Annotated in this window: 19 protein-coding genes; 9 read left to right on the forward strand and 10 right to left on the reverse strand. The window is 64.5% G+C overall.

Features of this window, described 5'->3' with window-relative positions; translation table 11 throughout:
• Positions 1–8: 8 nt before the first annotated feature.
• A complete protein-coding gene (locus GUV69_RS02680) occupies positions 9–515 on the reverse strand; it encodes a metallophosphoesterase family protein (RefSeq protein WP_164199482.1) in 507 nt (168 codons plus the stop codon).
• A 72-nt stretch (positions 516–587) separates the two neighbouring features.
• On the opposite strand from GUV69_RS02680, the gene GUV69_RS02685 reads away from it, so the two are divergent.
• Positions 588–788, forward strand: coding sequence for a DUF1918 domain-containing protein (locus tag GUV69_RS02685; protein ID WP_164199484.1), 201 nt, complete (start codon positions 588–590; stop codon positions 786–788).
• A gap of 53 nt (positions 789–841) precedes the next feature.
• Complete coding sequence (locus GUV69_RS02690; RefSeq protein WP_164199486.1) at positions 842–1,375, forward strand: NUDIX domain-containing protein; 534 nt, start codon at positions 842–844, stop codon at positions 1,373–1,375.
• A 6-nt stretch (positions 1,376–1,381) separates the two neighbouring features.
• Here the strand turns inward: GUV69_RS02690 and GUV69_RS02695 are convergent, their stop codons facing one another.
• The gene (locus GUV69_RS02695) at positions 1,382–2,059 is read right to left on the reverse strand and encodes an endonuclease/exonuclease/phosphatase family protein (RefSeq protein ID WP_164199488.1); all 678 of its coding nucleotides are present in this window, start codon (positions 2,057–2,059) and stop codon (positions 1,382–1,384) included.
• Positions 2,060–2,233: 174 nt separating this feature from the next.
• Here GUV69_RS02695 and GUV69_RS02700 point away from each other — a divergent pair, with 174 nt between their 5' ends.
• The 4 genes from GUV69_RS02700 (at position 2,234) to lepB (ending at position 4,862) form a co-directional block, all read left to right on the forward strand.
• Complete coding sequence (locus GUV69_RS02700) at positions 2,234–3,037, forward strand: thioesterase family protein (RefSeq protein ID WP_164199490.1); 804 nt, start codon at positions 2,234–2,236, stop codon at positions 3,035–3,037.
• Positions 3,038–3,091: 54 nt separating this feature from the next.
• Complete coding sequence (locus tag GUV69_RS02705) at positions 3,092–3,586, forward strand: SRPBCC family protein (RefSeq protein ID WP_164199492.1); 495 nt, start codon at positions 3,092–3,094, stop codon at positions 3,584–3,586.
• A 107-nt stretch (positions 3,587–3,693) separates the two neighbouring features.
• On the forward strand, positions 3,694–4,287 hold the full coding sequence (locus GUV69_RS02710) for a DUF6448 family protein (RefSeq protein WP_164199494.1): 594 nt from the start codon (positions 3,694–3,696) through the stop codon (positions 4,285–4,287).
• A gap of 14 nt (positions 4,288–4,301) precedes the next feature.
• Entirely contained in the window at positions 4,302–4,862 is a 561-nt protein-coding gene (gene lepB / locus GUV69_RS02715) for a signal peptidase I (protein WP_164199496.1), read from the forward strand.
• On the opposite strand, the gene GUV69_RS02720 is transcribed toward lepB, so the two are convergent.
• The 3 genes from GUV69_RS02720 to GUV69_RS02730 form a co-directional block, all read right to left on the reverse strand.
• Positions 4,789–6,483 (reverse strand): SulP family inorganic anion transporter, encoded by a 1,695-nt coding sequence (locus GUV69_RS02720; protein ID WP_164199498.1) that lies wholly within the window; start codon positions 6,481–6,483, stop codon positions 4,789–4,791. The two genes, lepB and GUV69_RS02720, sit on opposite strands and share 74 nt — an antisense overlap.
• A gap of 22 nt (positions 6,484–6,505) precedes the next feature.
• Positions 6,506–7,210 (reverse strand): endonuclease/exonuclease/phosphatase family protein, encoded by a 705-nt coding sequence (locus GUV69_RS02725; RefSeq protein WP_164206165.1) that lies wholly within the window; start codon positions 7,208–7,210, stop codon positions 6,506–6,508.
• A gap of 122 nt (positions 7,211–7,332) precedes the next feature.
• Positions 7,333–7,722 carry a DUF2177 family protein gene (locus GUV69_RS02730; protein ID WP_164199500.1) on the reverse strand — a complete coding sequence of 130 codons (390 nt, stop codon included), beginning with the start codon at positions 7,720–7,722 and terminating at the stop codon, positions 7,333–7,335.
• Here GUV69_RS02730 and GUV69_RS02735 point away from each other — a divergent pair.
• On the forward strand, positions 7,715–8,497 hold the full coding sequence (locus GUV69_RS02735) for a lipoate--protein ligase family protein (protein ID WP_431197092.1): 783 nt from the start codon (positions 7,715–7,717) through the stop codon (positions 8,495–8,497). The genes GUV69_RS02730 and GUV69_RS02735 overlap by 8 nt on opposite strands.
• Positions 8,498–8,538: 41 nt before the next feature.
• Here the strand turns inward: GUV69_RS02735 and GUV69_RS02740 are convergent, their stop codons facing one another.
• From GUV69_RS02740 to GUV69_RS02750, 3 genes are all read right to left on the reverse strand, one after another.
• Positions 8,539–9,219 (reverse strand): MBL fold metallo-hydrolase, encoded by a 681-nt coding sequence (locus GUV69_RS02740; RefSeq protein ID WP_164199502.1) that lies wholly within the window; start codon positions 9,217–9,219, stop codon positions 8,539–8,541.
• Positions 9,216–10,301 (reverse strand): S-(hydroxymethyl)mycothiol dehydrogenase, encoded by a 1,086-nt coding sequence (locus GUV69_RS02745; protein ID WP_164199504.1) that lies wholly within the window; start codon positions 10,299–10,301, stop codon positions 9,216–9,218. The genes GUV69_RS02740 and GUV69_RS02745 overlap by 4 nt, the downstream gene beginning before the upstream one ends.
• Positions 10,302–10,385: 84 nt before the next feature.
• Positions 10,386–10,643 carry a mycoredoxin gene (locus GUV69_RS02750; RefSeq protein ID WP_164199506.1) on the reverse strand — a complete coding sequence of 86 codons (258 nt, stop codon included), beginning with the start codon at positions 10,641–10,643 and terminating at the stop codon, positions 10,386–10,388.
• 131 nt (positions 10,644–10,774) lie between these two features.
• Between GUV69_RS02750 and GUV69_RS02755 the strand changes: the two genes are divergently transcribed.
• Positions 10,775–11,524 (forward strand): SOS response-associated peptidase, encoded by a 750-nt coding sequence (locus GUV69_RS02755; protein ID WP_164199508.1) that lies wholly within the window; start codon positions 10,775–10,777, stop codon positions 11,522–11,524.
• A 44-nt stretch (positions 11,525–11,568) separates the two neighbouring features.
• Here GUV69_RS02755 and GUV69_RS02760 read toward each other — a convergent pair whose 3' ends face one another.
• On the reverse strand, positions 11,569–11,991 hold the full coding sequence (locus GUV69_RS02760) for a VOC family protein (protein WP_164199510.1): 423 nt from the start codon (positions 11,989–11,991) through the stop codon (positions 11,569–11,571).
• A 19-nt stretch (positions 11,992–12,010) separates the two neighbouring features.
• Between GUV69_RS02760 and GUV69_RS02765 the strand changes: the two genes are divergently transcribed.
• Positions 12,011–12,331 (forward strand): chorismate mutase, encoded by a 321-nt coding sequence (locus tag GUV69_RS02765; RefSeq protein WP_164199512.1) that lies wholly within the window; start codon positions 12,011–12,013, stop codon positions 12,329–12,331.
• A 2-nt stretch (positions 12,332–12,333) separates the two neighbouring features.
• On the opposite strand, the gene GUV69_RS02770 is transcribed toward GUV69_RS02765, so the two are convergent.
• Entirely contained in the window at positions 12,334–12,723 is a 390-nt protein-coding gene (locus tag GUV69_RS02770; RefSeq protein WP_164199515.1) for a hypothetical protein, read from the reverse strand.
• Between the last annotated feature and the right edge of the window lie 82 nt (positions 12,724–12,805).

Genomic DNA, 12,805 nt, shown 5'->3' on the forward strand with positions numbered 1-12,805 from the left:
AAGCCGGATCAGTCCTTCCGGACTTCCACCAGTTGAACCTGCCGCAGGCGTCCTGCGTCGACCAGCGCAGTCATGTACGTGCACACAGGCTGCCTCCGGCGGTCAGTGGGGGAGCCGGGGTTGAGCAGACGCAGTCCCCGCGGCGACGTTGTGTCCCACGGGATGTGGCTGTGGCCGAAAACCAGCACATCCGAATCCGGGAAGAGTTCCTCCGCGCGTTCGTTCCTGCCCTTCGCCGTGCCTGTCTCATGCACCATGGCGAACCGCACGCCTTCCAGCACTACGCTCACTGTTTCGGGAAGCCGCCGGCGGAGTTCCTGGCCGTCATTGTTGCCGTAGACCGCCACGAGGCGGCGGCTCCGCCGTTCGAACCCGTCCAGCAATTCCGTGTTCACCCAGTCACCGGCATGGAACACCACATCAGCGCTGTCGACGGCGGCCCACACCTGGGCGGGCAGTTCACGGGCCCGCTTGGGGACGTGCGTGTCTGAGACGAGGAGGAGGCGCAGCGGCATATCTGAATCCTGCCATGCAGCCCCTGTTACTGCCCGCTGCGGCGTCGTACTCTGGGGCTGGAGGTGATTGCCATGGAGGCAGCGCAGGGCGACAGGATCATTGTTCACGGACGGACAGTCGGCTCGTCGGACCGGCACGGGGTGATCGTGGAAGTTCGCGGTCAGGAGGGACACCCGCCGTACGTCGTCCGCTTCGACGACGGACACGAAACTGTAATGTACCCCGGCGGTGATTTCGCCGTCGAACGCGGTCAGGGAGGCCAGCCGGGCTGAGCCAGTGTGACAGGTGCCCGGCACAGCGGCCGGGCACCTGTCAGACTGGAGCTATGGATCACTCCCTGACTGTCACGACCCCTGACGCTAACCGCCAGTCTCCGCCGCCGCACAAGGGTCCGCGGAATCCCGGTGATGCATGGGTGGAGGGGGACCGCGGCAGGTTCTGGGGCAGGTTCGGCGCGGCAGGTGTCCTGGCCTACGATCCCCGCAAGGGGGTCCTCCTCCAGCACCGCGCCCTATGGAGCCACAACGGCGGAACCTGGGGGCTGCCCGGCGGTGCCCTGCACCAGGGTGAGGATGCCGTGATCGGCGCCCTCCGCGAAGCATACGAGGAGGCTGCAGTGCCGGCGGATAATGTGGACGTGCTTTGGACCTCGGTGCTGGACCTCGGCTACTGGAGCTACACCACCGTTGTGGTCCTGGTGACTGAGCCCTTTGATCCCGTGATCAGCGATCCGGAAAGTCTCGAACTGGAGTGGGTCCCGCTGGATGACGTGGAAGGCAAGGAACTGCATCCCGGTTTCGCCAAAGCCTGGCCGGATCTGCGGCCCGGCCTCCTGAATCATTCGGGGCGTGGCCTGTAGCCGGCGTCAGTGGTCTTCGCCGTACTCAGCATTAACCAGGATGGGCAAATGATCGGACTTGCCCCGCGGAAGGGTTTCAACGCTTGTGATGTCCAGTCCCAGTGACGTGGCAAAGTCGAAGTGCCCCTTGAACACCTTGTAGCGGGTGTAGGTCCGGCGGTTGCTGAGCGAGAGCGCGTACCCGGAGTTCTTCATGTGCGCGTGCAGGTTCCTGGTGAAGAACGGGTAGTTGAAGTCGCCAACCATCAGTGTCATCAGGCCGCTGCCCATGCTGAGCAGCTCCGCATGGGCGGCGTGGATCTGTTTCCGGCGCAGCGAATTTGACGCGGTCAGCGGCGCCGCATGGAACGAGCCGATCACCAGCTCGTGCCGGGTCTCGTTGTCCACTACCCGCGTGCCGATCAGGCGTTCATGGGCTGGTGCAAGCACCCTGTCGTGGACGGATTTCTTCAGAGCGAAGGACTGCGTGTCAAGCGCTGTGAACCGGCTGCTGCGGTAGTAGATGGCCAGGCCCAGCCGGTTGCCCTTGGTGGTGTCCGCCAGGTGCAGCGGCCCCAGCGTGTCCGGCAGGTCGGCCGAGTCGACTTCCTGGAGGCACAGCGCGTCGATGGCAAAATTCCGTGCAAGCGCGAGGAGTTCGCCGCTCGCTTTGTGCTTGCGAAGGTTGTAGCTGATGACGCGCATTGGTGGGAGCACCTCGCTTCGAGGGTCGCGGACAGGGCCAGTTTCAGAGTCTAGCGCCAGAGCTTTCCTCTGGCCGCCTGTTTCTTGTCGTCTTTGCCGCCCTCGTCACCGCGGCTCCGTTGGCACCGGGTTAGAGTTAATAATCATTCACCCAACCGTCAGAAGGGGTCACCGTTGACCAAGGAACTGCCTGAGCTTGCCCAGGGAAACTTCTACTACGAGTTGCTGGGCGACGGCCGCTTCCGTTCCACCATCCACGCCCAGGGGGCATGGAACGAGCACGAACAGCACATGGCGCCGGCCGCAGGACTGATGGCTGACAGCCTGGAGCGGCACGAGCCCCGCACGGACATGCGGATGGCCCGGTTGAGCTACGAGATCCTGGGCCTCATTCCCGGAGGCTCCTTCCACATCGAAACCACCACGCTCCGCCCCGGCCGGACCATTGAGCTGCTGCAGGCAGAACTCGTGGCGAACGGGCGTGTGGCCATCCGGGCGACAGCATGGCGGATGATCACCAGTGACACGTCGGCGGTGGCCGCCGTCGAGGACATCACTATCCCCGCGCCGGATGACTGCAAGCCGTTCGACGGCGCCGTCATCTGGCCCGGCGGCTACATCCGGTCATTGGAGATGCGCGTGGCCGAGGGGCACCGGCACGGAGCCGGCACAGTGTGGCTGAGGACCGGGCACCCGCTGACGGACAAGGCGGACAGCAGCGACTTTGTCCGCCTGATGGGCCTGGTGGACACGGCCAACGGGATCGCCGCCAGGGTTATGCCGGGCGAGGGGAGCTATGCCTTCCCCAACCTGGACCTGCAGATCCACATGTACCGCAGGCCCGGCGGCCAGTGGCTTGGGCTGGACAATGCCGTCTCCTTCGGCAACGACGGTATCGGCCTCACGTCCACTGTCCTCCATGACCTCCAGGGACCCTTTGGCCGTGCCGAACAGATCCTGACCCTCCGCCGTACCTGACCTTACTGAACGAACTCCACAAGAACCCCGTCATTCCATCACGCAGGGGCGCTCATGCTGGCCGTCACATCAAAAGTTAAGGTTCCAGGGCTGACAGGCCGCGATGTCAGTGGCTTCATGATGTCCTGCACGGATGAGCAGTACCGGCAGTGGTGGCCGGGCACCCACCTCCGGCTGCATGTGCTCAACGGCGCCACGGGCGGCGAAGGGGATGTCATGGTGATGGACGAATTCGTCGGCCGGCGCCGGCTGCGCCTGCGCGGAGTTGTGGAGGCCTTCGAGCCGGGACGGCGGATAGTGTGGCGGTTCCATAAGATCGTGCCTCTTCCCGCGAGGTTGTCCCTGGCGTTCTCGCCGACACAGGACGGCGTGTGTGTGCAGCACACCGTGACAGCCGGCTGGCCAGGGATCGGACGGGTGCTGGATCCGCTTCTTCGGCTGTACTTCACAGCCGAATTCACGGCGGACCTGGACGACCATGTGCGAATCGAATTCCCCCTGCTGCGTAAGTACCTCCGTGACCGGCCCAAACCTGAAACCCATGATTGAGGCCCGGTCCGGTGGATTGTTGGGCGAGGGCCAGGGACTGGTCGCAGCGGTGAGATCGATGCACACTGATAGCACCTGCCGGTCCCACTCAGGTGAGGAGAAGACACGTGACGGCTCTGTTCCTGGTTCTTATTGCATCCGTGGTAATCATTGCGGTGGTGGTCCTCAGCCCGGTGCGGGCCAGTGCGCACTGCGACACCCTTGACGGGCCCGCCGCCCAGGACGGCAGGCGGGCGCTGGAGACCGGCAATCCCAATCACGCCCTGAAATGGATCGACGCAGGCCATGAGGGCGAGCTGCTCGAGATTTTCACTCTCGCGAAGGCGGCACGGGCACACGGTCAGGAAGCTCAACAGGTTGCCGACCGCTGGTTCCTGGAGAATCTTGTGCGCATCCACCGTGCTGGTGAAGGCGAACCCTATACGGGCCTGAAACCTTCGGACGGGTCCATCGATGAAAAGGTGCTCGCCGCGGACCGCTGCGTCGAAACCGGAACCCTGCAGGCCTTGGACGGCCTGATGCCGGCTGAACGACTCCGGCAATTGGAGGCGCCCCTGGCGACGGTGCTGGCGCACAGGAATTACGACGTGGACGATCTTGACGCCGGCCGGGCCTACGTCGGTGCCTACGTCAGCTTCGTTAAGCTTGCTGAAGGCGAGGAAGCCGGCGGCCACCACGTACACGCCGGACACGGGCACTGACGGGATGGTGGCCCGTGGTTGTTGAGCCGGCCATTGCTTCAGCCGTCGTGCTGGCCGCCTTGCTGACCGCCGTCCTGGCCGGACTGGCGGTGCGCCGGTGGCTGGTGTTTCTGACGAAAATAGAGTCGGTATCAATGGTCCCCGCCCTGGCACCGGGACGTTACGTGCTGACCCGGCGTCTGACGCATCCGGGGCTGATCCGGCGCGGTGATGTCCTTGTGGTCAGTTCCCAGGAGCTGGGCCGAACCGTCGTTAAGCGGGTCCTGGGCCTGCCCGGGGAGCAGGTGGTGATCGAGGCCGCCGGCGGCATCCGGGTCAATGGGCGCCTCTTCCCCGAGCCTTATGTTATGCACACCGGAGGCCCGTGCGGCACTTTCCGGATCCCGCCCGGGCACCTGCTGCTGCTTGGCGACAACCGCGCCTGCTCCAGCGACGGCCGGCATTGGCAGGCCCCCTATCTGCCCCTGGATGCCGTCCAAGGGACAGTTATTATGGGTGGACCTAATCCATTCCTGTCGCTTCCCGGTAAGCGCGGACGGCGTTGTGGACAGTGGGATAGAAATGGTCTGCGCTGAACCTTGAACTGGCGCCGAAGCGGACCAGACGGTCCTTAATGGGTCCCTTCATTTCGGCAAAGACCAGGCTAATGCCTTCCCGGGCAAGTTCATCGTCCAGTTGCACCACCTCCTCAAGTGCAGTTGTGTCCAGGCCGGTGATGGGCTCGGCGGCCACAAGCACCCATTTCACCGGCCACGGGGCACCGTCCACCAGGCTGCGGATGTGGTCCGCGAACACTTCGCCGTTGGCAAAAAACAACGGGGCGTCGAAGCGTGCGATCACCAGGCCCTTAACCCGCTTCCCCTCAGGGTGCCGGTCGAGGTCGTGGAAGCCGGGGATGCCGTCAACGCTGGCGAGTTCGGTCCGGTACGGATCCCAGGCGCGCCGGACGAAGGCCACCAGGGACAGCCCGATCGCCACCACGATTCCCTCCAGGACCCCCACAAAGGCGACGCCCAGGAAGGTGACCACCAGCAGGAGCGTTTCCATCCGGCTCATCCTGACCAGCCGGATGAGCGTCTTGACGTCTACGAGCGACGCAGCGGCGACGATCACCAAGGCAGCGAGCGTCGCGGTGGGCAGGAAAGCCGTGATGCCCGGGATGAGGATCATGAACAGCACCACCAACAGAGCCGCTACCACTCCGCTGAGCGGTGACTTCCCGCCCGCATCGAGCACAATGGGCGTGCGCGATGAGCTTCCGCTGACCGGGAAGCCACTAAGCAGGCCGGTGGCAATGTTGGCGATCCCCAGTGCGCCCATTTCCTCGTTGCCGTTGACTCTCAGTCCGCGCCGCGCCGCGAGGCTCTTGGACAGAGTTGAGGTGTCCGCGAAGGCGATCAGGGCGATGCCCGCTGCCGGGCCCAGGAGCGAGAGGACATCGTCCATTCCAATGCCACCCAGGGAAGGGTTAGGAAGTCCTTGCGGCAGTGCGCCGACTATGGGGAGTTGTCCGGCCAGTCCCATGGCTGCCACCACGGCGATGGAGCCTCCGACGGCAAACAGCACGCTCGGTACTTTCCATGGGAGGAATCGTCCGGCCACAATGACGGCCAGGCTCCCTGCTCCGACGGCCAATGCGACGGGGTTGATGCCGCCGCTGAGGACGGCCCCGGCCAGGGAGCCGAGGCGATCCACCAGGGAATCTCCGGAGCTGTCGATGCCCAGCAGCCTCGGAAGCTGGCTGACCGTGACGGCCAGCGCAATGCCGTTCAGGTAGCCGACCCGGATCGGTTTGGAGAGCAGGCCGGTGACGAATCCCAGATTGAACAGACGCCCGGCAAACAGGAAAGCGCCGATCAGGATAGCGAGGACTCCTGCCATGGGTACGGCCTGCTCCGGGTCACGTCCGGCCAAGGGAAGAATTGCGGCGGCGATCATGGGTGCCAGCGATGAGTCAGGCCCAACAATGACCACCCGTGACGGTCCGAACAGCGCGTAGAAGATCATCGGCACCACGGAGGCGTACAGCCCGTTTACCGCCGGAAGGCCGCTGGCCTCGGCGTAGGCCATGCCGGCTGGCACAAGGGCCGCGCTCAAGGCTGCCCCGGCCACCAGATCAGGCTTCAGCCAGGCCTTCTTATAGCTGCGGGCCACGCCAACGCCAGGAACCGCCCTGCTGATCCAGTCGCGCCGCACGCCCGCCTCCAAACAGATTAGGTCAGGAAGCCAGGGGCTCCTGCGCGGGACTTGATTCCTGACCGTATTCGGCCGCGACCAGGATGGGCAAGTGGTCGGAGGCGCCGCGGGGCAGCGTTTCCACGTTGTCAATGTTCAGGCCCAGGGAGGTGGCGAAGTCGAAGTGGCCCTTGAACATTTTGTACCGCGTATACGTCCGGCGGTTGCTCAGGGAGAGTTCGTAGCCGGAGTCCTTCATGTGTTCGGTGAGGTTCTTCGTAAAGAACGGGTAGTTGAAGTCACCCACCATGAGCGTCATCAGGCCCGTCCCCATGCCCAGCAGCTCCTTGTGCGCGGCGTTGATTTGGTTCCGCCGCAGCGAGTTGGTGGCCGTCAGCGGCGCGGCGTGGAACGAGCCGATGACAAGCTCGTGATCGGTCTCGTTGTCCCTAACCCGGGTGCCGATCAGCCGCTCATGCGCAGGGGCCAGCACCATGTCATGCAGTGATTTCTTCAGCGCAAAGGTCCTGGTGCCGTGAGAGGTGAACCGGTCCTTGCGGTAGTAGATGGCAAGCCCGAGCCGGTTTCCCTTGGTTGAATCGGCCAGCTGCAGCTGACCCAGGGTGTCCGGCAGGTCGGTGGTGTCGCATTCCTGCAGGCACAGCGCGTCCACGCCGAAGTCCTCGGCCAAGGCAACCAGCTCCCCGCTGGCCTTGTGCTTACGAAGGTTGTAGCTAATGACTCGTATCAGTGGATTGCCTCTCCTGAGGGAGTATGTGGGGTTGCATCCGGTTTCCGAGTTTAGTCACCGGGCGATGGGATAAAGCGTAAAAGTCCGTTCGTGTCAGGCCGCTTTTGCCGGGAGTACCGTCAGGCGGTGCGGAACACCAGCCAGCCTGCGAGCGTGGACAGCGCGGTTAGTACGGCGCCCCAGAGGATGTCCACCACGATGAGCTGTAGCGGCCACGTCTTAAGCGTGGCGGCGTTGGTGAGGTCATAAGTGGCGTAGGCGAAGGCGCCCAGGGCCGCTCCGTAGCCGAGGGCAGTCAGCCAGCTGCCGCCGTCGAGCGCCGGCCGCAGTGCGAAGAAGAGGATCCCGGCGATGTACATGACATAGAAAGCCACGGCGTAACCTAAGTGTGGCTTGTCAGCGAGCAGGTCACCGGTGTGGCTGCGGTAGAACGGGTTCATTGTCTTGAGCCAGATGGCATCAATAACCGCGAATGCCGCGGCGACAACAAGGAATTGCAAAATGACCATAAGGGAGCTTAGCAACATGCAGGACGTCGAAGCGGGACTCCGGACGCTCACCGTGGTGCGGCAGGATCATACGCTGGGCGCCGCCCGGGACTTGGAATTCGGCCTCGAACTGCTGGCCATGGCGAAGACCGGCAGGATCGGCCCCACCCTTCGGCTGTACCGTCCGGCCCCGACTGTCGCCTTCGGCCAGCGCGACACGCGGCTGCCGGGCTTTGATGCGGCCGCCCGTGCCTGCCGGGACCACGGCTTTGAACCCCTGGTGCGGAAGGCCGGCGGCCGGGCCGCCGCCTACCATGAGGGCACCCTGGTGGTAGACCACATCATGCCCGACGCGGATGCGATAGCCGGTTCCCGGAGCCGGTTCAGTTTCTTTGGTGAGCTGCTGGCCACGGCCCTGCGGAACGTCGGGGTGCAGGCCGCCGTCGGGGAGATCCCGGGCGAATACTGCCCGGGGGAGTACAGCGTCCACGGCGCCGGCACCGCCGACCCCGCGCACCGGATCAAACTGATCGGCACCGCCCAGCGTGTGGTGAGCGGCGGCTGGCTGTTCAGCTCAGTGATTGTGGTGGAGAATTCCGCCCCCATTCGCGCTGTCCTGACGGACAGCTATGCGGCGCTGGGCCTGGACTGGGACCCGGCCACTGCCGGGGCAGCGAACGATCTTGTGCCCGGGCTCACTGTGGGGGCTGTCGAAGATGCGGTGCTGGCCGAGTACGCGGGCCACGCTTCCCTTCGCCACGCCGACTTCAGCAGCGTGTACGGCAGGGAAGCGTAGCCCGCTTCGGCTGGCCCTCTGTGAGGGGCATTTCGCCCGGCCTAGTGGCCGCGGGCGATCCACTCCTCCAGGTGCGGGGCTTCGGCCCCGATGGTGGTGGTGTCTCCGTGCCCGGTCCGGACCACCGTGCCGGCCGGGAGCGGCAGCAGCCACGTCCTGATCGATTCGATGATGGTGGGGAAGTCGCTGTAGGACCTTCCGGTGGCTCCCGGGCCGCCCTGGAACAGAGTGTCGCCGCTGAAAACGGTGCCCTCGCCGTCGGGTCCGTCAGCCAGGTGGAAGGACACCGAACCCGGCGAGTGCCCCGGCGTGTGCAGGGCGGTCAGGCTGGCGCCGGCCACGTCCACCACGTCGCCGTGGCTGATGCGGACATCCGGTTCCATATCCGGGTAGACGTTCTTCCAGAGCATCCAGTCCGCCTCGTGCAGGTGGATGGGTGCCTGGACGAGGTCCCGGAAGTCGGCCACCGAGCGGATGTGGTCGTCGTGGCCATGGGTCAGCAGGATGGCCTTGAGCTTTCGGCCGGCCACCGCCCCGGCAACGGCTTTGGCATCGTGTGCCGGGTCGATCACGACGCATTCGGCGTCGTTGCCCACGATCCAGACGTTGTTGTCCACATCCCAGGTGCCGCCGTCGAGGGAAAACGTGCCGGAGGTGACCAGGCGGTCGATCCGGAGCGGGCCGCCGGTGCCGGCCGCGCCGCCGGCAGCGGGTGCGGTCACAGCTCTACCACCGAACGCAGTACCGAACCTGAATGCATCTTCCCGAACGCTTCCTCCACCTGGTCGATGGTGATCCGCTCGGTCACAAAGGCATCCAGATCGAGCTTGCCCTGCCGGTAGAGGCTGATCAGCATGGGGAAGTCCCGGGACGGCAGGCAGTCACCGTACCAGGAGGACTTCAGCGAACCGCCGCGGCCGAAGACATCCAGGAGGGGCAGCTCGAGGGTCATGTCCGGCGTCGGGACGCCCACCAGTACTACAGTGCCGGCGAGGTCGCGGGCGTAGAACGCCTGCTTGTACGTTTCCGGGCGGCCGACGGCGTCGATCACCACGTCAGCGCCGAACCCGCCGGTAAGCTCCCGGATTTTCTCCACCGGGTCAGAGTTCGAGGAGTCCACGGTGTGGGTGGCGCCAAGTTCAAGGGCGCGGTCCAGCTTCTTGGCGTCGATGTCGACGGCGATAATGGTGGTGGCGCCGGCGAGCGCGGCGCCGGCGATGGCCGCAACGCCCACGCCGCCGCAGCCGATGACGGCGACGGAATCGCCGCGCTTGACGCCGCCGGTGTTAATGGCGGCGCCGATGCCGGCCATCACGCCGCACCCGAGCAGGCCGATGGCGGCAGCATCGGCGTCGGGATCCACTTTGGTGCACTGGCCGGCGGCCACGAGGGTCTTCTCGATGAACGCACCGATGCCGAGAGCGGCAGAGAGTTCTGTGCCGTCCTCAAGGGTCATCTTCTGGGTGGCGTTGTGGGTGTTGAAGCAGTACTGGGGCTGTCCCTTGGCGCAGGCGCGGCATTCCCCGCAGACGGCGCGCCAGTTCAGGACAACACGGTCGCCCGGGGCCACGTTGGTGACGTCGGGTCCTACGGCGCTGACCACGCCGGTGGCCTCGTGTCCCAGGAGGAACGGGAAATCATCGCTGATTCCGCCGAGTTTGTAATGCAGGTCGGTGTGGCAGACGCCGCTGGTGAGGATGTCCACCAGGGCCTCGCCCGGACCCGGCTCCGGGACCAGGATGGTCTCCAGAGTGACCGGGGCGCCCTTGGTACGGGCTACGACACCTTTGACTTTATGGACCACGGAAGGCTCCCTCAATGCAGATAGACAAGAACGGGACCAACGCTGAAGTTGGTCCCGTTCTGTCTACCACATGAGCTGACGGACTCAGGCTGCGAGGCGGCTCTTTACCTCAGCCAGGGAAGGGTTGGTGGCGGCGGTGCCGTCCGGGAAGAGCACGGTGGGGACGGTCTGGTTGCCGCCGTTGAGCTGTTCCACGAGTTCGGCGGTGCCGTCCACCTCTTCGATATTGATTTCCGTGTAACCGATGCCCTGGGCGTCCAGCTGCTTCTTCAGCCGGGTGCAGTAGCCGCACCAGGTGGTGGAAAACATGGTGATGGTGCCGTTCTCGGGGGTAAAGTCCACGGAGCTCTCCTGTGTAAGTTGAAGGGGTTCAGTCTCCACAACCGTAACCCGGGGCAGGCTATTCCCCCGCGGCAGCGACGACGGATGACAGCAACGCTGACAAGGCATACCGGTAATGGCATGCTGGATCCATGTGTGGACGCTATGTGATGGCCCGGGCCGTGGGTGACCTGCTGGCCGAATTTGATGCCGGCCTGGAGGAGGATGTTCACCTTCCTCCATCGTGGAATGTGGCGCCCACCGACGATGTGCCCATTGTCCTGGAGCGGCTGATCGAGGACAACACGGTGCGGCAGCTGCATGTGGCCCGCTGGGGCCTGGTGCCCTCCTGGGCCAAGGATCCGCGAATCGGTGCCAAGATGATCAACGCCCGGAGCGAGAGCGTGCTGGAAAAGCCGGCGTTCCGCAAAGCCGTCAAGTCACGCCGGTGCGCTGTGCCGGCCGATGGATATTACGAGTGGAAGCAGGGGACCGGGAAGGCGAAGCAGCCCTACTACGTGCATCCGGGGTCTGAGCAGGGGCTGGTTTTCGCCGGCCTCTATGAGTGGTGGAAGGACCCTTCCAAGGCCGACGGCGATCCTGGCCGGTGGCTGCTCTCCACATCCATCCTGACGGCTGACACCCCGCCGCCGGGTGCCGAGTCCACGGTGTTTGGCAAACTCACGGAGCTGCATGACCGGGTGCCGCTGCCAATGGACCGGGCCACGATGGCGTCGTGGCTGGACCCGCAGATCGATGACGCCGCCTTCCTCGTGGACCTGGTCCGGGCCCATGTGAAGGAAGTCGCCGCCGACTGGCATGTGGACTCAGTAGGTACCGAGGTAGGGAACGTACGTAACAATTCCCCGGAGCTCATCCGGCCGGTAGAGGCGCTTTTCTGATCCGCTGACCGTTGCCGCCGGCAGGCTGCGGACGCTCCCTGTTTCTAGACGGTGACCTTGCCGTCGTCGTCCACTGCCCACGCGGGGTTGTACGCAACCTCCCAGCGGAAGCCGTCCGGATCAGCGAAATAGCCGCTGTACCCTCCCCACGGCTGGGTGACAGGATCGGCAACGATCTCCGCGCCGGCCGCCCGGGCTTCGGCCATCACCTGGTCCACTTCCTCCGTGGTGGCCAGGTTATGGCTAAGGGTGATGCACGGGACCGGTCCCGGGGTGCCAACCCCGGCTTCGGCGTGCATCTGCCCGGCATCCCACAGGGACAGAATGAGGCCGTGGTTGACCTGGATGAACACCACATCGCCGGGCATTTCACGGTGCACCGGCCACCCGAGTCCCTCCACATAGAAGCGGCGGGAGGCGTCAACGCTGCGGACGCCTAGTGAGATGAAGTCGACTCTGGGCTGCATGCTTCGATACTGTCAGAAGATGGCAACTATTCAAGGAAACGACCGGGATGCTTTGGCGGACAAAGAGCAGCTCGCTGCCGTGCGGATTGCGGTGGATGAAGTTGACGATCAGATTGTCACCCTCATTGCCCGGCGGGAACGCCTGATCCGGATCGCCGGAACCCTCAAGGGGGACGACGCTGAAGTCCGGGCCCCGGGCAGGGTGGAGCGGGTCATTGAGCACGTCCGCGGTGCCGCAGAAAAGAAGGACATCGACCCGGACATCGTTGAATCAACATACCGGGCCATGATCTCGGGGTTCATTGAACTCGAGATGAAGGTCCACAAAGAGAACAGCTGAAGCTAGAGCGCTTCTTCGACCGGGACGCCGCCCTGGAAATCGCGGCCATCAGCCTCGCTGAACGCTGTCATGTTGTGCCCTTTGCCCAGCCCCTGAATGGCTGCCATGGGAAAGTTTCCAGTGATGGTGTTGCCTGAATGGGTCACTCCGGACAGGTCATAGTTTTCTTCGGTGGTCTGGTCATGGCAGAACGAGTAGAAGGCGATCGCCTCCCCGTTCAAGAATTCAATGCCTAGCCGTCTTTGGGACGAATAGTCCGGGCTTGAAGCCACCAGTCCCACTACGTACGCACCTGCCCCCGGTATGTTGCCGTCGATATCAAAGTTGGCCACGAGCGTGTTGTCCTGGGCTTTGATGCTTACGTGCTTGAGGAGTGCGTTCTGGGAGCTCATGCCACAATCCTGCCCCCCTGTTGGCCGTCCGTCCACCCCTGTCTAGGTTTTGCCGGGGTGCCGTCGTAGACTGGATTTATTC

The sequence above is a fragment of the [Micrococcus luteus] ATCC 49442 genome (genome assembly GCF_010367585.1).
In the GTDB taxonomy this organism is placed as follows: domain Bacteria; phylum Actinomycetota; class Actinomycetes; order Actinomycetales; family Micrococcaceae; genus Arthrobacter; species Arthrobacter luteus_A.

Coding starts and splice junctions, on each gene's coding strand:
- GUV69_RS02735 (WP_431197092.1), top strand. CDS start 7,715: ATGACCATAAGGGAGCTTAGCAACATGCAGGACGTCGAAGCGGGACTC.
- GUV69_RS02765 (WP_164199512.1), top strand. CDS start 12,011: ATGGCAACTATTCAAGGAAACGACCGGGATGCTTTGGCGGACAAAGAG.
- GUV69_RS02730 (WP_164199500.1), bottom strand. CDS start 7,722: ATGGTCATTTTGCAATTCCTTGTTGTCGCCGCGGCATTCGCGGTTATT.
- GUV69_RS02770 (WP_164199515.1), bottom strand. CDS start 12,723: ATGAGCTCCCAGAACGCACTCCTCAAGCACGTAAGCATCAAAGCCCAG.
- GUV69_RS02685 (WP_164199484.1), top strand. CDS start 588: ATGGAGGCAGCGCAGGGCGACAGGATCATTGTTCACGGACGGACAGTC.
- GUV69_RS02680 (WP_164199482.1), bottom strand. CDS start 515: ATGCCGCTGCGCCTCCTCCTCGTCTCAGACACGCACGTCCCCAAGCGG.
- GUV69_RS02755 (WP_164199508.1), top strand. CDS start 10,775: ATGTGTGGACGCTATGTGATGGCCCGGGCCGTGGGTGACCTGCTGGCC.
- GUV69_RS02690 (WP_164199486.1), top strand. CDS start 842: ATGGATCACTCCCTGACTGTCACGACCCCTGACGCTAACCGCCAGTCT.
- GUV69_RS02705 (WP_164199492.1), top strand. CDS start 3,092: ATGCTGGCCGTCACATCAAAAGTTAAGGTTCCAGGGCTGACAGGCCGC.
- GUV69_RS02695 (WP_164199488.1), bottom strand. CDS start 2,059: ATGCGCGTCATCAGCTACAACCTTCGCAAGCACAAAGCGAGCGGCGAA.
- GUV69_RS02760 (WP_164199510.1), bottom strand. CDS start 11,991: ATGCAGCCCAGAGTCGACTTCATCTCACTAGGCGTCCGCAGCGTTGAC.